Source organism: Paenibacillus spongiae (genome assembly GCF_024734895.1).
Lineage (GTDB): Bacteria > Bacillota > Bacilli > Paenibacillales > Paenibacillaceae > Paenibacillus_Z > Paenibacillus_Z spongiae.
Genome location: NZ_CP091430.1, coordinates 6,529,021 through 6,550,582 on the forward strand (window position 1 = coordinate 6,529,021; position 21,562 = coordinate 6,550,582).

The window sequence follows — 21,562 nt, forward strand, 5'->3', positions numbered from 1 at the left end:
GCCTTTAATTATCCGGTATAAAACCGAATTCTTTCTGTTTGGCTTCAAGTTCTTTATTAATATCCTTGATGCCCTTCTCCAGCGACTCTCTAATGTTCATGCCTCCCAGAACAACGCGGTTCCAGGCATTATCGATGTTCCGCCCCGTGAAGTACCCTCCGAGCACATACGGCTGCTCTTTGTAATACTTCCATTGTTCTTTCAATGCCTTGAGGTCGTCCTCCGGCCATGGCAGCTGCGATAAGGCATCCATATTCGCCGTATTCCAGCGGGCTTCGACGCCGAGCAGCGCCTCCAGCTCTTGACCGAACTGCAGCTGGATCTCTGTACTGGTCCACCATTTCAGGAATTCCCAAGCTTCCTTCTGGCGCTTCGATTGCTTGAAGATGGCAACGGACTGAACCGCTCCTCCGGTCGTACGGTCAATCGTTCCATTGGACTTCTCGTGACCGGGTGACGGGGCGACGCCCCACCGGCCGATAAGCTCGGGCGCTGCCGTAGAGAGCTGTACATAGGTAAGATAGTCCACGATCCCGATCGGCATCTCCCCTGTACGGAACCGGTTGAAGAAGTTCGCCATAACCGGGAATTTATAATTGGTATACAGCTCCGTCCATTCCGTGAAGGCCTGGAATGCCTCCGGCGAATCCAGAGCCGACTTCATGCCGTTCTCCTTGTAGTAATCGCCGCCATTCTGGTAGAGGAACGGCACAAATCCGAGCTGGGTGACCGGGTAGTACATCTGCATCCCGTTCTGCTGGAGAATCGGCAGCAGCGCGTAGACATCTTCCCATGTCTGCGGGATGCTAACGCCCAGTTCCTTCAAGATATCCTTCCGGAAGACTAACAAGTTGAAATCCTGCGTTTCCGGCAGCGCATAGTTCCCGCCGTTGTATTTGAATGGAATCAGCGAGCCGGCGAGGAAACGTTTGCTGACTTCTTCATAGTCGGGAAACTGCGTTAAATCGACGGAAGCATCCCGAATCGCAAATTCGACGGGCAGATGCGCATCGACGCCGGTTGCCACATCCGGAGCTCTCCCGGAGCTGGCCGCCAGCAGAAGCGTATTGACGGATCCCGAGTTTAATTGGCCGGCAGGGAGCGTATTGATATTGATGCGGATGCCGGTTTTGGGCGTAAAATCTTCCTCCGCCATTTCCTTCATAATCTCCGCCCACTCTTTGCCTCGGGACACCCATACCTCGATAACCGGGTTCGCTTCCGTTTCCTGCCCGGTCTCTTTGTCATATACGCTGCCTACGCCTGTGTAATCCTTCGTAAAGGACGCCATGAAATTTTTGAACGTGCTGACGGATTTCTGGATAACGTTGGACTTCACCTTCGGATATGTCGTATCCGGAGAGCTGACCAGGATGTAATCCAGCACAAGCGGCACATTCTGCAAGCCCATCAGCAGCGTGCTTAGGCTCGTTTGACTGTTGCTGAGCTCCGATAATTGTCTTGGGATCGAATCGGGATTGCGGATCATTTTCTCGAACGTATGGTTCATCATCCGCAGACTGTTCACGGTGCTCGGTTCTACATCCGAGAGAGCATTGAGCGCATCCATCTGAACGAGCAGATCGTCCGCGATGACCTTCAAGTCCTCAATAAGCTTCGGCACCTTCTTGCCCAGCTCATATTCGAAGTTAGGGTCCGGAGTCGGTCCCGTGACCATAATAATGCGTCTGTACAGGTCGGAAAGCCTCTGGGTATCGGCCGTTAATGCTTCCATAATCGGTTGATACGGCCCGACCTGGGCGATCATCGTAATCGTATGCTCGCCTTCCGTTAAGTACACGAGCATGGGGTCGGCCTTGCCCGTCTGCTCGTTATCCTTATGCAGCGTTTCGATTCGCCAGTTGCGCGAGTAGGTAAAAGGGTACAGCTCCAGCTCTTTGTACGGAACCTTCCCATCTATAAGAATTTGACGATAAGACGGAAGCCCATCGCCCCACCATTGTCCAAATTTCAGGCCGATCTTGTACAACCCGTCCTTCGGAACCGAGAACGTCCATGATGCCTTCTGACCGCCTTTCCTCCAGCGCCAGTCGCCAAATGCATTCAGCCGGATTCGTCCATCGCCTGCCGGCTCCATCAATGGATCGCCATTCGATTCTCTGCGGATCGTCGGATCGGATTTCATCGGATTATTCTCCGCTTGCACTTTCACATTGACCTGCTGGGCAGGCTTATAGCCCTGCTCGGTATAGGTTTGTTCCATTTCCGCATAGCTTGGCAATTGCGCCGGCGCCGTTAACCGGATCTCGTCAATCGCCATCGGTTCGACTAGAAAATTCATTCGAATGACATGCTTACCCGCAGTCAAATAAAATTGGAAGGGTTCCGGATATAGACCGTTCCCGTCCGAGACCGGAATGTCCATCCATTGCGGCTTCTCGATTTGCTTGGGTCTTACATCATCTCCCTGGTTGTTTTGGGCCGGATCGCCCCGATCGACCCAATTGCGGTAGAAGTAGAGACGCTGCGCCTCGCGAAACGGACTTTCTCCGTCTATAAGCAGCTCCCGCTGGATCGGCAGCCTTTTTCCCGAAATCGGATAATAGCTTAAGCCCAGATTGTACAGGCCGTCCTGCGGAACATCGACCGTCCATTCGATCCATGGGGTCGTACTGTCCCATACAAGTGCGGAAAGACCATCTACCGTTTCCGTAACCGGCTTCGTGCCTCCGAACGCCGAATGCTGATCGGCTTTCATCACGATTTCCGGTTGGTCGGCCGGCTGATAGCCCTCTTTCTTATACCCGGCTAGCGTAGTCGCATAAGTCGGCTCCATGATACTGTTAATGGCCAGTTGGTCATCGGCCAGCGCAGCGCCTTGATTCTGATTGCGGTCCCGCAAACGTTCGTTGGCATAAGAATGAAAGCTCTCACCGAAGGTCATCGAAAAGACAAGAAAAGTGATCGATATAAGCATGACTTTCTTCCACTTTAATGCATCATTCCAACGCCATTTCAAGCACCGTCACCTCTTTGTCGTTCAATTCATCAGGCTGTCGCTTATGCTGTCCTTGTCCCGCGTCATAAGAAGGGGGCAGGCGATCCTGCCCCTCCCGTTATTCAACGTTCCACCGTCATCACTTGGATTCCAGTTTCTTGAGCTCGTTATCGACATTCTTCTTGACTTCGTCAAGCAGCTTCTTCGGCTCGCCCTTTCCGTTCAAGGCCAGCCCCTGAACGCGGAAGGTTTCATCCCACAGGAATTGACCTACAGGGGTAACGGGGCGATAGTGCGCCACAGGCATTAAATCGACAAATACTTTCAGATTCGGATTTTCCGAAATTTTCATTTCGTCGTTAACCGCCGGCATAGCCGAAATATCGTTTCCTGCATCCGCCCGCTTGGCCCAGAGCAGCGTACCTTTATAACCGCCGATAAACTTCAGGAGCTCCCATGCTTCCTTCGGATGCTTGGCTCCCTTCGGCATTACCCAGGAGTGGCCGCCGGCCCAAGTCGTTTGAGGATATCCGTCCGCGGAAGGCATCGGTGCGACTCCCCACTCGAATGTCGGCTTTACCTTTGCATTGCTGGTCAAATCATTCAAGATCCAGTTGCCGTCCACGACGAATCCAACTTTACCCGTCCAGAACGGATTGATGCCGGTTTTGCCCATGACGTCGTTGAACTTGTTGATTTTTGCCATATCGTACTTTTTGGCGTAGCCTACCATCCACTCAAGCGCTTTCACGATTTGCGGATCGTTCGGAGTCAATTCATCGCCCTTCGTCCACTCGCCGCCGAAGTTCCAGCTTTGCGTGTACAAGTAGGTTTGATTCATCCAAGGAATGAAGCCGACCTGTTCATAGCCGCTGCCATTGGCTGTTTTCTTGAAGATCTTCTCCGCCATCGAATCCAATTCCGTAATGGTAACCGGCGGCTTCTCCGGGTCAAGACCCGCTTCCTTCATTAACGTTTTGTTATAGTAAATGGCCCGGTTGTCCGTACTCATCGGCAATGCATAGAGTTGATCCTTGTAATTCGCTTCCGCCCAGACGCCTGGATAATAATCGTCGGCGCTGACTTCGTCATCGATATCGACGAATTGCTGCAAGTTCTCCAGCGATCCCTTAGCCGCCCATTGTCCTACCATGAAGCGGTCGAGAATGGCTACATCCGGAGGCGTACCGCCGGCAATCAGCGTCGTCAGCTTGTCCGTGCCCCCTTGGTCGACGGTATATTTCACTTTAATATTCGGGTGCTCTTTCTCGAATTCTTTGAGGACGATTTCCGCATATTTCGTCTGGAACGTGCCTCCCCAGCCCCAGAGCTCAATCGTTACTTTCTCGCCGCTGCTTTTGTCGGTATCGGTGCTTTTCTCGCTGGTATCGTTCGTTTTGTTCGCAGCGCCCTGGTTCGTATTGGCCGGTTCATTGGATCCGTTTGTTCCTCCATTGGATCCATTCGTGCCCCCACAGCCTGTTAATACCAAACATACCGATAATGCGGCAACCAGATACTTGAGCATACCTTTTCTCAGATGAAGAGTGCCCTTCTTTTTATCCACTTACATGCCTCCCTTACGCAATGTTTAAAATGGGAATACTTTCTTAGTGTAAACGCTTTTATGAGAGGGAGTAATGTGACTGTCTTTGTATTTCGTGTACTATTTTTACTACCTTGGGAAGGGGTTCCATCGGCTTCGCGATTCAATCCGAGGTCAAAAAAAAAGAGTGTCCGTCATAGAATGACAGACACTTTCATAGCTACTTGTAGGCATATAGCGGCCTTGGCGATCCGCTGTCCTGCTGTTTGCGTACCCCCATCAACTCAGCCAGCTCGGCATCGATGTTCTTCTTCATTTCCTCCAAGAGCTCTCTTGGTTCTCCTTGCAAATTAACGGCCAGCGTTTGCACGCGGAGCATCTCATCCCACATATATCCCCCCACAGGCGTTACCGGCCGGATGTAGGCATGCTCCAGCATGCCTGTGAATACCTTCAGATGCTCCTTCTTATAGAACCCAAGCTTTTCATTCACTTCCGGAATGCACATCAAATCATTCTTGCCGGCTTTGCGGCCGGCCCATAGAAGCGAACCTTCCTTGCCCGCTATATACTTCATAAACCTCCAGGCCTGCTCCTTGTTCTTCGCTCCCTTGGGCATCACGAACGACCAGCCCCCCGACCATGTAACCGACTCGTTGCCATCTATTGTAGGCATCGGTGCCACGCCCCACTCGAAATCCAAATCTTCCGTTTCATTAAGCAGCCAATTGCCTTCGTAGACAAATCCGACCTTGCCGGACAAGAAGGAATTTCTTCCGGTTTGTCTCATCGTCTCCGAAAATTTCGTCAGCTTTTTCACGTCATACTTCTCGGCATAGCCCTGCACCCACTCCAGCGCCTTGACGATTTGCGGATCGTTCGGCGTCAGCTCTCCGCTGCGCTCCCACTCGCCGCCAAAGTTCCAGCCATGCGTGTACAAGAAGCCTTGACCCGTCCAAGGGATGTAGCCGACTTGTTCATACGCGCCGTCGCTGTTCGTTTTGAACATCTGCTCCGCCATGGCATCCAGCTCGGCAATGGTTGTCGGGGGCCTGTCGGGATCGAATCCCGCCTGCTTCATCAACGTTTTGTTATAAAACATGGCGCGGCTATCCGTATTCCACGGGAGGGCATACGTTTTGCCGTTGTATTGCGATTCCGCCCACACGCCCTTGTAATAGATGCTAGCCATGTCTTCACGAATCGCATAAGCCGAGATGTCTTCAATGGAGCCCATCGCGGCCCATTCGCCCACAATAAACCGGTCGATCATCGCTACATCCGGCGCTTTGCCTCCTGCAATCGCCGTCAATAGCTTGTCCGAGCCTTGCGAATTGTCCGAATTCTCGATGAAGGTCATCTGAACCTTAATATCCGGGTTGGCCTCCTCGAACGGCTTCACGACCGTATCGTAGAATTCGTCCTGAAACCCTCCAACCCACGAATACCAGAAGCTTATCGTGACAGGGCCGCTGTTTTTCTTCACATTACTCGCTGCATTTTTACCCGCTGACCCGGAGTTAACGTTAAATATGGCTCCCTTGCTGACACAAGCGTTCACTACCATGATTACGGCGATAAGGAGAACAAGTTTGAAAAGAACAGGCATCGTTCGACGACTCAAAAACACTTTCATCGTTACCTCCCCCCCTTTAACATTCTCTTGTAATCATCTAGGCATGTTGACACATGAAGTACGTTCAACTGACTTGCTGGGCAGGACTTCTCTTCGTGAGCGGGATCGTCATGGTCACTTTGGTTCCTTCCCCATAGCTGCTCTCAATCTCGATCCCATACTGGGCGCCATATGCAATTTTTATTTGTGAATTAATATTCCGCAGCGCGAAGCTGCTTTCCTCCTTCGGCTGCTCGCCGCGCAGAATATACTTCAATTCGGCCAGCTTATCCGGCGCAATCCCCGCACCGTCGTCCGTAACGACGAATTTCAAACAATCGCCTTCCCGGATAAAGGCGATATCCAACCGCCCCTTGCCTGACTTGCGCTCCAATCCGTGATAGATCGCATTCTCCACGATCGGCTGAAAAATAAATTTGAGCACTTTATAATCCATAAGCGATTCGTCCGCTTTCACATAAAGCGTAAATTTGTCCTGATACCGGACCTTCTGAATCATGATATAGCTGTCGATTAAGTGTACAACCTGGCTGATGAGCACTTCGTCTCTGCCCTCGCTCAGACTTAACCGCAAATACTTGGATAGCCCGAATATCATCGTACTGATATCGTCAACTTTATGAATCCGGGCAATCCAATGGACGGAATCAAGGGTATTGTACAGAAAGTGGGCATTAATTTGAGATCCCAGCATCTTCAGCTGAAGATCCCGTTCCAGCAGCTTCTGCACATAGAGTTCATTGATTAATTCCTTAATATGGGCGACCATCTGGTTAAAATGGGTGAACAGATAGCCGAATTCATCCTCGCGCTTATCTTTGATCCGAATGTCGAAATCGCCGTTCCGGGCTTTACGCATCGCATGCGTCATCTTCTGAAGCGGCCGGTGGACGGTAGAAGCAATAATAACCGAGAGTAAAATACCGATGCAGGAGAAAATAATGCCCAACGACAGCATGTACCAACGGATATCCTTCGCTTCCTTCATTAAATCCGTGTTGCGCAGCATGCCGACAAGCCTCCAATGGTTCGTCTCCAGATGGTTGTAGACAACCAGCATCTCTTCCCCGTCTATGGCGTAGCTGAACGTTCCTTGATGTTCCTCTTTAAAGGGAACGCCCAAATTGCCGGATAAGAGAAGTCCATCCTTATCGCCAATGATATTACCTGTATCATCGGTAATGACGTTTATACCCGACCCGTCGTAATCAATTTCCGCCAGAATCTCCTGGACCTCCGCCGGATCGATTTCATATAGCACCACGCCGATGATTTCTCCGCGTCCGTTTAGATTTTTCTGGGTTCGGCCGAAGGTGAATACGGGATCGGAGCCGGGGCCGTTTATTAATGAAGGAACAATGCCGAAATAGACGGGCTTGCCGTCAGCCTTACGAATTTCTTTATACCAGGCCTCCGTGAAATGCCCGTATGCGTAAGGATTATACACCGGGAAGCTTTCCTTGGGAGAATAGCGGTAAGAGAAACCTTTCTCGCTGAGCAAGTAAATATTATTCATATCATTTCTTGAATTCACCAAATTCGATAGAAAGGCGGTATTCGCACTATTATTCTGAATCCGTTCTTTCTCGTCACTGAACTCTCCCATGAGCTGCTTCTGAATCTCCTTATTGCCCACCACAAGAAGGGAGCGATCCTCGTATCCTTCCAGAAGGATATCGAGCCGCTTGCTCATTTGCTGAACATTCTGGAGCGCCATTCCGCCGATCTTGCTCTCCATCATATGAGCGGTTTTGTCATAGGAGAGATATCCCATCACCGTAATAATAACGATCATGCTGGCCACATATAATCCGAACACCTTCATTCCAACCGAATTGAACTTGATTCTTTCGATGAACTGCAATCTCATGATGTCCCTCTCTTCTATGCTCCGTAATTACGATATTGGGCGGGTGTCATCCCCTCCCATTCCTTGAAGGTTTTCACGAAATGCCGAAAATCACGATAACCGACGCGATCTGCGACTTCATATATTTTCAGAGGGGTCTGTTCGAGCAATTCCTTCGCCTTCGAGATTCGAATTCGAATGAGATAGCGGCTGAGTGTTTCGCCAACCTCTTCGTGAAACACCCTGCTGAAATAAGAGGGATTCATATAGATCTTCTCGGCAACGTTATGAAGGCTGATCCCCAGATGATAGTTTTCGTGAATATAACGCAGCGCGGTTTCGATCGTACGTTTATGCGCAAATGAAGGGGCATCGGTATCCTTCATAAGGAAGGTGTTCATAACCACTTTCTTCCAATCACTAACCGAACACCGGTAAAGCTGAAGCTTTCGTTGATGCGTAATGGGAGAGTGCTTGGATTTATCCTTCGCCTGGCACAGCTCCTGCCACTTGGATAGAAGAATGCCGATGTGCATGTTCATCTCGTACCGGACGGCAATCGCCGGCGTTTGCTTGATGAGCTCTTGAAGCAGCCCCGTCTGTTCATCGAGCAATTCGGACAGCCTGCCCGCATCCATCAGCTTCATTGCATGCAGAATCCGGTTCGACAACGCCGAGTCAAGGGAATCCGCTTTGTTAGCCGTAAGGGGAACGCCTGCCGCCAGTTGTTCCATGTATGCAGCTGTACGGTAATCCAGCTGTGACGCAGCGTTAAGCGCAGATTCACTGTCAGCCGAACTGCCGCTCAGCCAAGCCGCATGAACCTGCCCAGGTCCATGAATCAAATAGTTCATACTTATTGTAAGCGCTTCCCTAAAGGAGGTCGAAAGTTGCGTCCGATTTTTTAAGCTGCTCATCCCAATGCTGATTCGAATGCCTAGCACTTGATGCGCATCACGAATAACGCCATTCATATGGCGGTATAAGTCTTCGTAGCCGCTTGCCGTCTCCTGCTCCCGCAAGGAGGCGATAATCGCAACGTCCGCAAAGTTATTCTCTTGTACAGGACATGCCAAGCAGCGTATATCCTCCTGAGATAAAACTTCCTCCACGAGGTTACCCAGCGCGTACCTCATGAGCGAACATCCACCCTCATCCATCTCCCGGTCTCCCCACTCGTGGACAACCATCGACATGACGATCAGCCGGCTGGGATCCAGATCAATCCGAAGGGCTTCCCATTTGGTCCTCAGCTCATGCTCTGTCAAGGGCTGGGATAAACACATCTCCAAGTGCTTCTGTCTGGCGAGCGGCAAGCTCTCTCTCACGCGGCCCGACAATTCTTCCAGGCGTAAGTTCATTTCTTGCTTCTGTTTGATTTCGCTCTTGCAGCGCTCAATAATTTCAAGTAAAATCGGTTCCTCGATCGGCTTGAGAATATAATCAAACGCCCCCAGCTTGACCGCCTTCTGAGCATAGGCAAAATCACTGAAGCCGCTAATAAAAATAACCTTCGTATCGATTCCGCGCTTCTTAATTTCTTCAATTAATTCCATTCCGTCCATAGCGGGCATCTTGATATCCGAAATAATGATTTCCGGAACATGGGCTTCGATTAACTCCAACGCCTTATAACCGTCTTCGGCGTCACCGATGAACTGGATTCCGTGCGAGCTCCAATCAATGGTCCGTTTCAAACCTTCCCGAATCCAATGCTCGTCATCGACTACCATGAGTTTTATCACGGGGTATGCCCTCCTTAATTAATCGTCAAATCATTAAGCTACGAAGTGTTACACCAATATTACAGAAGTAACGGAAGTTATATAATGTTTTTATTTTTGGATTAAGTGTATTATTTTTACTTCGCCTTACTTCCTTACAAATTCCTTTTATTCAAGAAAGTACATGAACTATATTATACATGACTAACAACATTATGCGATTACTTCACTATAATGAGAATCTGTTAACGAAGCGGATAGTAAAAAAAAGGCCGAGCAGAACGTTCATTCTGCTCGGCCTTTGCATGATTGCGATAAATTTTCTTTCGGCTAACCGCCGCTATAGATAATGCGCTCGCAGCGCGCATAGCGCGATGTGCTGCCAGCCAGCGTGTATGGGGGCAGGCCGTAGCCGCCCGACCTCTAAGAGTTTGAAAGAGACACGCAGCGCATTTATCATCCCCCGCCATAAGATTGCGGCCACTGAGCCCTGGCAGCTTGCCTGGCTCGGTTGCACGCAGGCGCTGTAACGGTAGATGATCCCAGCTGTAACGCCGTTTTTGGGCCTTAACTGCCCTGTTTTCGGGGGGATGAAGGCTAATCGAACGCTGTAACGGTAGAAGCGGAGCCGCTTATCTCCAAATCCCGGACTCTCGCTTATCGGTTGCCGCCGCTTCAAGCTCTTGGATGAATCCGGCCATTCTCGCATCGGCTGCATATTGCGGGAAATCGGACTTAAGACTGTTCAGGGTCCCGCGGCAGGCGTTCTGTGAAGAGTTATTGGATACGCTGCCTTGTTGATCATCCATAAATTTGACCGCAATCATTGCATATGAAGGGTTCTTATCAAACCGAACCGCATGGTAGACGCACTTCTCCAAGCTGATCCACATGGAGTCCGTGTCCCCCATTTCTTCTTGACACTTGGCAAGCTCGTAATACCCCATCGAGCATAGAAGATCACAATAGTTAGGGGTATCATGGGTGAAGCTTTCCAGAAAGACCGTATAAAGCTTCTTTAAGTCTACAACATACTGCATATTATTCTCCGCTTGAAAGCATTCTGCTAAATTATCGATTAGCGTGCCAAAGCCGAATGCGATATGAAACAAGTGACCTTGCAGCTTTGACTTCGCTTCACTCCTTTTGCCGCTCTTCAGCATGTTATAGGCAATTTGCAGATCGAAACAACCGTATATATTGATTTCTTCAAGCATCGCAATCGCTTTGTCATACTCGCCTATCGTACCGTAAGCAAACGACATATTCTGCATAATCGTTTCTTTCTTAGTAGGAGAATTCGGAGCATGCACAGCCAATGCCCGGCTGTAATAATCGATCGCCCGGATCACGCTGCTATTGTCCGGCGATCTTCCCGAAGTACCTGCACCTAATGTAAGAGTCGCCATACCCATAAGAAGATCAAAGTCATTCGGATATTTCTTCAACGCCTCTTCTGCAATCGGTAAACCGGCTCTGTAGTCCGATACCCTGGCCAGCTCTTTGACCTTATCCCGGTAGTCCTGAACGCTCTGATAGTCGACTTTGTGATCAAGCAATGCGTCAATCGACACCTTGAAATAAGAAGATATCGCAGGAAGCAGCGTAATATCCGGATATGTGCTGGCACATTCCCATTTGGAAACGGCCGCAATGGATACGCCCAGCGCATTCGCAAGCTGTTCTTGCGTAATATTGTTTTCCTTCCGCAGCTCCGCGATCTTGGCGCCTATGCTTAACTTCATCGTCCCATCTCCTTCATCCTTCTCATTAACGATTAGCTGATGGATTCATCATAGCATTGGCAGCCGTTCATGATAATGGAGCCGTTCTCGAATACAGTTGAACAGAAATTCAACCGTCGGTTAAATGGCCGTTCCTCCGTATGGGTACGTGACAAAAGCCGCAGCGGCAGTCGGAGCTCCCTCCTTTCTGCAGCGGCGGCATGGGTCCATGCAAAGCTATAGAGCTTCTTTAAGGATACAGACAGCCTCGGCTTCGAGTACCTTCGCCTTCTTCAGGCAAGGAATAAGCTGATTGGCCTGCTCCGTCGTAACCGGCTTGCCAAGATGCTTCGCCCCGTCCCAATCCTGGGCCAGAATATCCAGCATCATCTTGCTGTATAGCTTCGCTATTTCTTCGAATCGATCCGCGATGTCGGACAAGCGGGGCATCTCCCCCCATGAATTGGCCAACAGGCGGACATATTCAGCGGCCCACATCTTGGCTTCCGCATATACGGAGGTGCTGTATCGGAGTCCGAACGCGTTGTAGGAAGCGCTGCTTAATGCATGAATCCAATTGTCATACGCCAAGAATCCGCTATGAAAATCCGGTGACATATGATATTGCTTCTCCATTTCATGCACATAGAATTTCAAGGAATCCACGTACGTCTGCTCGCGATTGTATGCCACAGACGCGATCGGGATCTGATAATGCAGGAATGGCGCCGGCGGGAACGTCAATCCGATATTCTCGTATAACACCGGATCGCTGCCGAACGCACGGTTAAATTTCGCCACGCCATCGACCAGATATACGCCATCTTCATCGTCATAACCGTGAATAATGCCGAACTCGCCGCCGTCGATCGCCCACGCCACTACGCCTACGCCGCGATCGATAGACGCTTGAATGTTCGTGACGGCGTGCTTTCTTGCCGCTTCATACGTCCGCGTACCCGGCTCATAATGGTAGACCTCCGACAGAATTCCAATCCGGTCGAGCACATTCAGATGACGGCTGACCCAATCGTATACGGTCACCGATGCCGCATCGCAGTGCTTATGCATGTAGAGCTGAAACGCCATTCCTGTCATGCCCGCCATCTCCGTTAACGATAAATCTGTCATCTGGGCGGCGGTCAACACGCCGTGTGCAGACCCCAGATACGTTGTCCAGGCTCCTCCGTATCTCGCCAATGTCGATCCTGTCTTATAGGATGATTTCGTCACTTCCATACCTCCCGTTGATGAGCTTGCTTTCATATTCTTATCCTAACAAATAGGGAGTGACATATAATGTCACTCCCGTCGCTTCATCCGCTTTTATATCCTGTTCACGTAATGCATGCGATCTAAATACTGAACGAGTTTCTGCCTCAGCCACTTGGGATGCACGACTGAATAGGTCCGTCCGGAGGCCAGCAGCGCCGGAAGGAATTCATAAGAGTCATAGAATTCATAGATTTCCTGGTCATGCTCATCGCGCCCCCGATAGAAGGGCTGCAGTGAGGAAGGGACGCTGCCAGAAGCGGGTCTAACGGATGTATGCTGCAAAATCGCCTGAAATGGCGTCAATCCCGCTCGATGCAATGATTGGAACTGGGCCGTGGAGCTCTGTCTCCCGGACAAGCGAAGCAGCAATAATGCCAATTCAGAGAGCGTCTTGGAGGACCTCGAATGATGGCTGGCCAGCACCTCATAATGCGCAGCCAGACAAGAGAGCAATTCCTGCTGATCCTCGGTCATGAGCTGTCCCGGTACAGCGAATGCATCATGGGTATACCGGTAGCCCTTCTGTTTCGGGCAATAATCCAATGGCGCTCCGAGCGAATCGCGCAGATACTCCACGTCCCGAAGTGCCTGGCGCCTCGATATTTCGAACCGCTCGATCATCTGATTGACATTCGGGTAAAGCCCTCTTCGTATGCGATCATCCAGCCATTGAATTCGATGAAGGGAAGCCAATCGATCCACCTCCATAATTTATATAGCGCGACTATACGTTACGTTCCCTGTACAATAACGCTTTTACAGCGAATCGGGGCAATATTAATTGCCGCTTCCACCGGGATGGTTGATTAATTAGCCTGAACAGCCACTCCACATGATATTTCTGCCACGCCTTCGGCGCGCGCTTTACCGTACCCGCGATAATATCCAAACTTCCGCCGACACCCATCGCAATTTTCGCATTAAGAATGTCTTTGTGCTTATAGATCCACCGTTCCGCATACGGCGCGCCAAGTGCCACAATGAGAAAATCCGGCGCCGCCGAACGGATTTCTTCGATAATCCTGCCTTCTTCAGCTTCATTAAAATAACCGTTATGCCGCCCCGCTATCGTTAAGTTGGGATAATCGCTGCGAATCACCTCTGCGCATCTTTGGCTCGTCAGCTCGTCCGCGCCCAGAAAGTAGAATGACCACCGTTTCCGATTCCCGGTCTCCAGCAGTTTATAGAGCAGATCGCATCCCGTTACTCGCTCCGGCAAATCGCCGCCTCGAAGGCGGGATACCATGACGATTCCGATGCCATCGGCGGTTACCAGCCCCGCCTCATCCACAATGGAACGCAATTGTTTATCATGCTGACAGGACATGACGATTTCCGGGTTCCCGGTTACGACATGGAACAGCTCTTTATTCGCTTTCTCTACGACCTCGCTGAGTATTTGAACACTTTGATCCATCGTTATTTTTGGAAAAGGTATTCCCATAATGTCTGCTGTATGCTTCATTCCAAGAAACCTCACTCTCGGCTTGTGTAACCATATCTTAGCATAGGGTCGTCTGCTGATCTATGCTGCCGCGAAAGTTCGAGCGCGAAAGAAGATATTCAAGGCTTCCTGGTTATTATTGACACCGCCCTAATGTTACAGTAAACTGTAACCAATACACTAGACTGTAACTATAGCGTTAACGCGAAACCGGAAGGGCTGGAATGAGTTGAATCATTATACCGCGAAGCAATTGGCCGACATCCTGCAGCACGACGATTCCAAAATCAATTTAAGAACCATCCGATACTACACCCAAATCGGCATGCTCCCGCCGCTTGCGCTCTCGGGGAACAAGAGGGTCTATACAGCTCAACACCTGCACTATTTGCGCGCCATACTCACCTTGTCCAGAACCGGCGAAACCTTAGCCTCCATTCAAGAGCGGCTGCAGGCGCTATCTATGGAAGAAATCGTCAAGATCGGAGACCAGCTTCACCTCTACCGGCCCGGCCGGGTTCTGGAGAACGAAATCCTCCGGATTAGCGAGGACGTCCTTCTTACGATCAGTCCCAAAATATCGGCCGAGACCAGACAGAAAGTGATCGAATCGGTATCCCGTGTTTTACAGGAGGATGGTCAATGAGGTTCATTATGAAATTCGCGAAGTCGGTCATGGAGAATGAAGAGGGTATGAATCATCTGTGGATCCAGCTTCCTGCCGTCCTCCCTTCCCGGACAGCCAAGGCTGCCATTCGGGTGGAGCTCCCTGACGGCCTTTACCGGTCACCCAACCTCAACGGGTATGCGGAAGACGAATCCGGAAACATTGTACTCGATCTGTCCAAGGTGAACGACCTCCTCATTGAAATCTGCACGCAAGAGGCCGTTCCTTGCGGAGAATGGGCGATTAGGGTCTCTTTAATCTTCGGAGAGAAGGGTCAGACATTCGTTCAAGAGCTCCCTCTGCTCATTGCACCTGAAGATGAAATAGATGCCCTCGTCATCGACGAACAGGTCGTTGCGCGGCTCAAAGAAATGGGGCTTTCCCGCGAGCATGGTTCTTCAACGGGCATAGAGCAGGAGTTTGTCGTCTATCCGCCAACAATTGTAGAAGCCAGGGAGAATGAATTTGCATTCTTGGCCCGGAAATATCGCGTGGATTACGGACATAAATATACGATGAGGTGAAGCTAATGAATACGGAGCAAACGGAGTATACCGTCGAGTATGAAGACCGCTACGGTGTGTTGTATTATGCAAATGTGAAGGCTGACAATGTGGATGATGCAGCCATGCGGCTTCGCCAGCTGTATCCGGATGCGGTCATTCGCGCGGTTACCCGCGTACCGGAAGACGGATAACGCAGCTGCGCGTCAATATCCGTTCTGACCAATGGGAACAAAGGATGCCTCATTCTGCCGTAATGCAAATTTGCCAGACTCCATTGAAAGATCCATTTTACCCGCTGGGTATCACTTATGCACTTACCCGGAATTTCATCTATCAGTCGACTTATTTCAGGATGGCCGGGATGACAATAGTGCCTCTGAGCAAAAATCATCTTCAACTGTTCGAAGCCCGGCTCATGGTTGAGAAGCGCATTCTGATATAACTCGCATTGGTTCGTTAGCGTCTCATAAACTTTGATAGCGCCGAATAGCAAGCGAATGAAATTCTCATCTAACGGCTTCAAATATACACCTCCTATGAATAACAGCCATAGAATTATTGCTCCACACAAGAAGAAACGATTATCGTCGCCCTCTGGGAGCGAAATTCATTTCTGTGAAACCTATAAAGTCGATAAGGTTGAAGAAAGACCGCCTCCTTACCGGCGGTCTTAGTTCGAGTCAGGTTCAGAAGATAATAACAATAGGCCTGCTTAAGCCCGTCTTAATAGAGGATGAAGAAGTTAATATCATACTCCAATTCTTTGAGATAGTTGTACAGCTGTGCCCGGTGATGATAGGTATGCGTCGTAATTTCCATCAGCCACTTGACTTGCAGCGCGGCATGGTCCGAGTAGAAAGCCTTGGTCGCTTTGTTCAAGAAATCGTCGTCACTGAGCGAGATCATATAGGATTCGAGCTGTTCATAGTTTTTTTGCATAATCGCACACAGCTGCGCGGCATCCTTGATGCCTTTGATTTCGTCCTCGATTTGGCTTACTTCAGCTTCGGACTTTTCTTGAAGGATCGCCAAATCGGTTGCAGGAATGGAAACCAGGTGATAAACAAGCTCCGCAGCGGTGCGCATATTAGCTTTGGGCTGGAACTCCCAGTCGTTGGCCTTAATTAACTGTATTAACCTTTGGGTGGAGGCCACGCCATGCGCGAGCTCCTCCAGCATGACCTGACGAATTGGTGTAACTGCACTCATTGATCTCATCCTCTCGACTTATTCGAAACTAAGAAAACCTCTATGCTTTTCCAGTGTATACCAGCTGGCGGACCTGTCCAAGTTTTTTATTACCTGTTCGGCACAGATCGCCGTATCCTTTCACGGAACCGGTTCGTTTATATAATGTACAACACAGACCACTGCGCAGTCTGGAAATCCGGGAAACATAGATGCCCGCTGTCGCTGTTCCGAATTATGGTATGATTAACAAGATGGCACATGCACATCAATATGTGGTAAAGGAGTGGGATCACGCGATGCTTAGCAGCTTACGAGGTCAAGAAGTAACCATTCATTTTCTGGATGGCACGAGCGCCCGCAGCGGTACGCTCGAGGAGGCCGATGCCAATTTCGTGAAGTACCGCGACGAATTTCAGGTGCTTTACATCCCGATTTCCTCCATTCGATCGGTATCGATCGAAACCAAGGAACGTCAACGGCCGCGGGTAGGCTTCTCGCCATAATGAACGGCAATCATCCGAACCGAACGCACCTCTTCGCATGGTCATGGGCCGCAGCCCCCATATGAGGGGTGTTTTTTGTATTTCGTTATGCCGTCTTATCGTTATTCCGGTGCAAAAATTCGTTGTCCAAAATCGAATAATAGTTCTGATCGGTCCATTGCTCCCGCCAAAATAACTCTTCTTTAAACACGCCTTCTTTCCTCATGCCGATTCGCTCCATCAAGGCTGCCGAACGTTTATTCATGGCATTGCACATGCCAATGACTTTATGTGCCTGCAGCTCGTCGAATGCAAATTTCAACAACCTCCTGGCGGCTTCGCGGCCATAACCATGACCCGAATATTCGGGAAGAATCGCGAAGCCGATCTCCCAGCTCTTCCGAAATTCGATGTAGCTCCAAACCTGCGCCAATCCAATCGGCGTTATACTTTGGTCCGTTTTTAAGGTAACGATGAAATCATAGTGGCTTTGCTCCGCATCTTCTTTGATCCGATGCAAATATTTCTCTCGTACCGCATGTTTATCGGTCTCTACTTCTTCTTCGAAAAACCATAAGTCCGCATCGCATTCCACTTTGCATATGAATTCCACATCAGCTTCAGTAATCCTTGTCAGCTCTAGCATGCCGCCCATAACGTCCATTTCTAATTCTTGCCCTCCCAAATATATACGATTCCAATGTATTATCCATGTTATCACAGGCATTTGGATTCAATCCGGTTAACTTTAACTATAGTCAATTATGCCACCACATGCCTGATTGACAATGCGCAATCGACTTCTTATAATTTGGGGGTAACGATAAATTTGACGATGAGGTGGAAAGGTAATGGAAATTTTATCAACTGTTCTTAGAAGAGAATTGGCTTAAGACGGGAGAAGTCTGCCCTTTTTTAACTAGCCATCTCGAGAACAGTCGATATGATTCCGAATCCTTTCTTACTCTGATGCTGCAAGTGGGTAAGGTGAATTCGCCTTACCCACTTTTTATTTGAACGATAAGACGGTACGTCCTGTCGTTCAAAGAGAAGAACTCCATTGGCCGCCTAGAACGGCGCCTGCCGTTTCTTCTTGTACAATTGGATAGCTATCATTCTGCTGTTCTCTCTGATGGCTTCAACATGAAACCATAAGGAGAGAACGATACCATGAGTGTTCTAGACGTTACGAATCTTACGCATATGTACGGCGATCAGATCACGTTTCACAACCTAGCCTTCCGCTTACTGAAAGGGGAACACGCTGGATTGGTCGGTATTAACGGCGCCGGAAAATCCACCTTATTCGCCCTGCTTACCGGCAGCCTGCTGCCCGATCAAGGCCAGATCCAGTGGGCCTCCAATATTCAGGTCGGCTTTCTTGAACAGCATATAGAGCTGCAGCCTGGTATAACCGTCCAGCAGTATTTGCAGCGGGCCTTCCTGGCGCTATACGAGATGGAGAGCGAAATGAACAGGCTCGCGGAGCGAATGGCTCATGCAGGAGATGAGCTGGACGCCCTCTTGAGGAGATACGGGGAGCTGCAGACGAGCCTCGAGCAAGCAGGCTTCTACCAGCTTCAGGCCAAGATCGAGAACGTGGCGCTTGGGCTCGGACTGGTTGAGATCGGGCTATCGAAGGATGTTAGCAAGCTGAGCGGCGGCCAGCGCACGAAGCTCCTTCTTGCCAAGCTGCTATTGGAGGAACCACATGTGCTGCTGCTGGATGAGCCGACGAACTATTTGGATGCTGCGCATATCGAATGGCTGACGGATTACCTGCGGCAATACGAGCATGCGTTTCTCGTCGTCTCGCATGATGAACATTTTCTAAACCAGGTCACATCCGTGATCTTTCATCTCGCTCACCAAACCATCAAGCGCTATACCGGCAACTATGTGCAATTCAAGAAGGCGTATGACCTGAGCAAAATCCAGCTGCAGTCGGCGTATACCAAGCAAAGCCATGAAATCAAGAAGCTCGAGACCTTCATTGACAAGAACCGCAATCGCAAGGCGAAGCAAGCCAAAAGCCGGCAAAAAATGCTCGATAAAATCATTCGTGTGGAAATGCCGGAGAATGCCCCCCGGCCGCGCTTCAAGTTTACGGCTCAAGGGAGCGGCACGGATGCGGTGATATTGGAAGCGAAACGGCTGGAGGTCGGTTATCGTCAACCTTTGTTTAAGCCCGTTTCATTGCAAGTCCGCAGCGGCGATAAAATCGCGATCATCGGTGAGAACGGTGCCGGGAAGTCGACGCTCATACGCACATTGCTTGGCGATCATCGGCCCATAAGCGGCACATTAACGATCTCGGAAAGCGTGAAGGCCGCTTATTATGAACAGGAGGCTGCAGTCTCAAGCGAAACTCCGCTCGCGAAAGTATGGGCATTCCGGCCCGACCTATTGCAGAAGGACATCCGGCAAGCGCTCGCCATGCCCGGCTTAACCGCAGAGCATATCGGCAAACCGCTCGACTCGCTAAGCGGCGGGGAACAGGCCAAAGTCCGGCTTACGGAGCTGATGCTCACGCCGGGCAACCTGCTTGTCCTCGATGAGCCTACGAATCACCTGGATATTCATGCGAAAGAAGCGCTCAAGCAAGCGCTGCAGGACTACAAGGGAACGATTCTGCTCGTCTCCCACGAACCGTCCTTCTACGAAGATTGGGTGACCCGCATTTGGTCCGTTCACGATTGGCGGTAAAGCGATATAGAGTCAATATGCAACGCGATGGATGTATCTGCCGGAGGAATGCTGCGGCGGCGCATCCATCGCGTTCGTTCTTGTTTGGAGTGTTGTGCCTCAGACCATGCCATGCAAAACCATCCTCCAGTTAGGTATAATAATAATCAACAATGGGCCAAAGGAGATTATTGAATTGCATGTGCTAGCCAGGGAATCGAGTAAATATAACGAGATTACGATATATGAGGCAGGACAGTTGGATGGCAAGCTCGGCAAATACCGCTGCATGCAGTTTTCCGATGATGCCGTTCAAGGCGCAATGGACTTGAATGACCCGAAGCGTGTTGTGCTTGAATACCCAAGGGCAATGATTCATCTGATGGAGCATAATCATTCGACGTTCGAGCATGTGTTTGTCATCGGGCATGGGATCGGCGCGATCGCCGGCCATTATTCGGACAAGCGGTTTACCGTCGCAGAAATCGACGAGAAGGTCGTGGAGCTAAGCAGAATCTGGTTTCATTACCGACAGAATAATATCGCCGTCGGAGATGGACGCCAGCTCCTCATGCACGAAGAGCCGCGATTGTATGACTATATAATTGTAGATGCTTTCACCAAGAAGGGATCGCCGCTCCATCTGACGACGTTGGAGTTCTATGCAATAGCCAAGGAGAAGCTTCGTCCCCAAGGATCGATCCTCATCAATCTGATGGGCAGAATCAAGAACGATAGACGGATCAACGCGATTCACACCACGCTCGGAGAAACGTTCGCGTTCACGAAGGTCTTCGCGCTCCCGGCGGAGGAGATGTCCGACATACGAAATATCATTATTATGGGCAACGACAAGAGCATTGACTTCCAACCGCGGGCAATGGCCGGTTTCACTGAAATCCAGCTTGATGCAGGACATATCATTCGAGACCGCGTCTCATCGCTTTCCTGCATGAACGAATAAGCTTAATCTAAGCATTAGCCGCCTTTCATCGAGCTCTGGTGAACCCGATTAAGAAAATTGTTCATTAACAGGGGAAGAGAAATCAAGATGGGAGGGTCGTCGATACGGGCCGGATACAGCATGACTTGTTGATGCGGGACATAGGATTGGGATCCGACGATGATCGGTTCATGCGATCGTGTACGCAGCGTATTATGCGGAAGCATAAAATCGGCAGCCTGCATCTCCCAAGAGACCGATGTTGCCATCAGGTAGTAGATTCCGGGTTTAACGCCCGTGAAACAGAAATCGCCCGACGATGAAATCAATGTTCCGTGCAAAGGAAGCCCTTCCGGGATCGGCTTGGCGAAGAGGCCGATCAGAATGACGCCTTCGAAAGGGATCACCGTGCTGACGGTCCCTTGTATGATGGCATGCGAATTGGAAATATACTGCGGCGCGTGCCAGTCGGTAAGCCGCTTCAAAGAAAGCAGTTGGCTGCTGGCATGCTGGGACGAGTTACGGAATTCTGACGGTGTTACACCGACCCTCTCGGTGAAACGGGTCGTGAAGGTTCCCAGACTTTGCTGCCCGATCTCCAATCCGATGTCGCGAACACTTAAATTCGTTTGCAGCAGCAGGTCCTTCGCCTTCTGTAATCGTAATGAAGAGACATAATAGAGGGGGGAGAGCCCCATTCTTTCCTTAAATAGGCGTGAGAAATGATAGGGGCTGTAGGCGACATGATTCGCCAATCGGGACAACGGCAGCGGATCATATATATGCCGATGAATGTAGGCGATTACTTCATCAATTTCCGAATATCGTTGCGTCATCCTTCCTACCCCCCCCAAATAAAGAACACTTGTTCTTATTTATGTTATCACATTTTGCATAAATTTGGAATAATTTTTTTAGGCGGATTGTCAAG

18 protein-coding genes are annotated in these 21,562 nt (G+C 50.0%); 6 read left to right on the forward strand and 12 right to left on the reverse strand.

The annotated features are described in order from the left end of the window. Positions 1–4: 4 nt before the first annotated feature. The 9 genes from L1F29_RS29375 to L1F29_RS29415 form a co-directional block, all read right to left on the reverse strand. A complete protein-coding gene (locus tag L1F29_RS29375; protein ID WP_258385553.1) occupies positions 5–2,980 on the reverse strand; it encodes an extracellular solute-binding protein in 2,976 nt (991 codons plus the stop codon). A gap of 118 nt (positions 2,981–3,098) precedes the next feature. Further along, positions 3,099–4,526 (reverse strand): ABC transporter substrate-binding protein, encoded by a 1,428-nt coding sequence (locus L1F29_RS29380; protein WP_258385554.1) that lies wholly within the window; start codon positions 4,524–4,526, stop codon positions 3,099–3,101. Between the two features lie 199 nt (positions 4,527–4,725). Continuing rightward, positions 4,726–6,141 (reverse strand): ABC transporter substrate-binding protein, encoded by a 1,416-nt coding sequence (locus tag L1F29_RS29385; protein ID WP_258385555.1) that lies wholly within the window; start codon positions 6,139–6,141, stop codon positions 4,726–4,728. Between the two features lie 64 nt (positions 6,142–6,205). Next, positions 6,206–8,011 (reverse strand): cache domain-containing sensor histidine kinase, encoded by a 1,806-nt coding sequence (locus L1F29_RS29390; RefSeq protein WP_258385556.1) that lies wholly within the window; start codon positions 8,009–8,011, stop codon positions 6,206–6,208. Positions 8,012–8,025: 14 nt separating this feature from the next. Beyond that, positions 8,026–9,735 carry a response regulator transcription factor gene (locus tag L1F29_RS29395; protein ID WP_258385557.1) on the reverse strand — a complete coding sequence of 570 codons (1,710 nt, stop codon included), beginning with the start codon at positions 9,733–9,735 and terminating at the stop codon, positions 8,026–8,028. Between the two features lie 611 nt (positions 9,736–10,346). After that, positions 10,347–11,459 (reverse strand): helix-turn-helix domain-containing protein, encoded by a 1,113-nt coding sequence (locus tag L1F29_RS29400; RefSeq protein WP_258385558.1) that lies wholly within the window; start codon positions 11,457–11,459, stop codon positions 10,347–10,349. Between the two features lie 216 nt (positions 11,460–11,675). Then, positions 11,676–12,671: a hypothetical protein gene (locus tag L1F29_RS29405; RefSeq protein WP_258385559.1), complete on the reverse strand. Its 996-nt coding sequence runs from the start codon at positions 12,669–12,671 to the stop codon at positions 11,676–11,678. A gap of 93 nt (positions 12,672–12,764) precedes the next feature. After that, the gene (locus tag L1F29_RS29410) at positions 12,765–13,406 is read right to left on the reverse strand and encodes a hypothetical protein (protein WP_258385560.1); all 642 of its coding nucleotides are present in this window, start codon (positions 13,404–13,406) and stop codon (positions 12,765–12,767) included. Positions 13,407–13,437: 31 nt separating this feature from the next. Continuing rightward, positions 13,438–14,178, reverse strand: coding sequence for a WecB/TagA/CpsF family glycosyltransferase (locus tag L1F29_RS29415; RefSeq protein WP_258385561.1), 741 nt, complete (start codon positions 14,176–14,178; stop codon positions 13,438–13,440). Positions 14,179–14,386: 208 nt separating this feature from the next. Between L1F29_RS29415 and L1F29_RS29420 the strand changes: the two genes are divergently transcribed. The 3 genes from L1F29_RS29420 to L1F29_RS29430 are packed head-to-tail and all read left to right on the forward strand — an operon-like array spanning position 14,387 to position 15,521. Then, positions 14,387–14,803: a MerR family transcriptional regulator gene (locus L1F29_RS29420; RefSeq protein WP_258385562.1), complete on the forward strand. Its 417-nt coding sequence runs from the start codon at positions 14,387–14,389 to the stop codon at positions 14,801–14,803. Further along, positions 14,800–15,348, forward strand: a complete 549-nt coding sequence (locus tag L1F29_RS29425; RefSeq protein ID WP_258385563.1) for a hypothetical protein — start codon at positions 14,800–14,802, stop codon at positions 15,346–15,348. Before L1F29_RS29420 ends, L1F29_RS29425 begins: the two co-directional genes overlap by 4 nt. A 5-nt stretch (positions 15,349–15,353) precedes the next feature. Further along, positions 15,354–15,521: a hypothetical protein gene (locus tag L1F29_RS29430; RefSeq protein ID WP_258385564.1), complete on the forward strand. Its 168-nt coding sequence runs from the start codon at positions 15,354–15,356 to the stop codon at positions 15,519–15,521. Positions 15,522–16,053: 532 nt separating this feature from the next. Here the strand turns inward: L1F29_RS29430 and L1F29_RS29435 are convergent. After that, entirely contained in the window at positions 16,054–16,539 is a 486-nt protein-coding gene (locus L1F29_RS29435) for a DinB family protein (protein WP_258385565.1), read from the reverse strand. A 278-nt stretch (positions 16,540–16,817) separates the two neighbouring features. Between L1F29_RS29435 and L1F29_RS29440 the strand changes: the two genes are divergently transcribed. After that, positions 16,818–17,024, forward strand: a complete 207-nt coding sequence (locus L1F29_RS29440) for a hypothetical protein (RefSeq protein WP_258385566.1) — start codon at positions 16,818–16,820, stop codon at positions 17,022–17,024. A gap of 85 nt (positions 17,025–17,109) precedes the next feature. Here the strand turns inward: L1F29_RS29440 and L1F29_RS29445 are convergent, their stop codons facing one another. Continuing rightward, positions 17,110–17,667 (reverse strand): GNAT family N-acetyltransferase, encoded by a 558-nt coding sequence (locus L1F29_RS29445; RefSeq protein WP_258385567.1) that lies wholly within the window; start codon positions 17,665–17,667, stop codon positions 17,110–17,112. Positions 17,668–18,173: 506 nt separating this feature from the next. On the opposite strand from L1F29_RS29445, the gene L1F29_RS29450 reads away from it, so the two are divergent. Then, positions 18,174–19,709 carry an ABC-F family ATP-binding cassette domain-containing protein gene (locus L1F29_RS29450; RefSeq protein ID WP_258385568.1) on the forward strand — a complete coding sequence of 512 codons (1,536 nt, stop codon included), beginning with the start codon at positions 18,174–18,176 and terminating at the stop codon, positions 19,707–19,709. Positions 19,710–19,884: 175 nt separating this feature from the next. Further along, on the forward strand, positions 19,885–20,652 hold the full coding sequence (locus L1F29_RS29455; RefSeq protein WP_258385569.1) for a spermidine synthase: 768 nt from the start codon (positions 19,885–19,887) through the stop codon (positions 20,650–20,652). Between the two features lie 14 nt (positions 20,653–20,666). On the opposite strand, the gene L1F29_RS29460 is transcribed toward L1F29_RS29455, so the two are convergent. Then, the gene (locus tag L1F29_RS29460; protein WP_258385570.1) at positions 20,667–21,467 is read right to left on the reverse strand and encodes a helix-turn-helix domain-containing protein; all 801 of its coding nucleotides are present in this window, start codon (positions 21,465–21,467) and stop codon (positions 20,667–20,669) included. Between the last annotated feature and the right edge of the window lie 95 nt (positions 21,468–21,562).

Excerpts from the sequence above, each read along its gene's own strand:
- L1F29_RS29390 (WP_258385556.1), bottom strand. The coding sequence starts at position 8,011 with ATGAGATTGCAGTTCATCGAAAGAATCAAGTTCAATTCGGTTGGAATG.
- L1F29_RS29435 (WP_258385565.1), bottom strand. The coding sequence starts at position 16,539 with ATGAGTGCAGTTACACCAATTCGTCAGGTCATGCTGGAGGAGCTCGCG.
- L1F29_RS29450 (WP_258385568.1), top strand. The coding sequence starts at position 18,174 with ATGAGTGTTCTAGACGTTACGAATCTTACGCATATGTACGGCGATCAG.
- L1F29_RS29385 (WP_258385555.1), bottom strand. The coding sequence starts at position 6,141 with ATGAAAGTGTTTTTGAGTCGTCGAACGATGCCTGTTCTTTTCAAACTT.
- L1F29_RS29425 (WP_258385563.1), top strand. The coding sequence starts at position 14,800 with ATGAGGTTCATTATGAAATTCGCGAAGTCGGTCATGGAGAATGAAGAG.
- L1F29_RS29415 (WP_258385561.1), bottom strand. The coding sequence starts at position 14,178 with ATGAAGCATACAGCAGACATTATGGGAATACCTTTTCCAAAAATAACG.
- L1F29_RS29440 (WP_258385566.1), top strand. The coding sequence starts at position 16,818 with ATGCTTAGCAGCTTACGAGGTCAAGAAGTAACCATTCATTTTCTGGAT.
- L1F29_RS29430 (WP_258385564.1), top strand. The coding sequence starts at position 15,354 with ATGAATACGGAGCAAACGGAGTATACCGTCGAGTATGAAGACCGCTAC.
- L1F29_RS29400 (WP_258385558.1), bottom strand. The coding sequence starts at position 11,459 with ATGAAGTTAAGCATAGGCGCCAAGATCGCGGAGCTGCGGAAGGAAAAC.
- L1F29_RS29445 (WP_258385567.1), bottom strand. The coding sequence starts at position 17,667 with ATGGACGTTATGGGCGGCATGCTAGAGCTGACAAGGATTACTGAAGCT.
- L1F29_RS29460 (WP_258385570.1), bottom strand. The coding sequence starts at position 21,467 with ATGACGCAACGATATTCGGAAATTGATGAAGTAATCGCCTACATTCAT.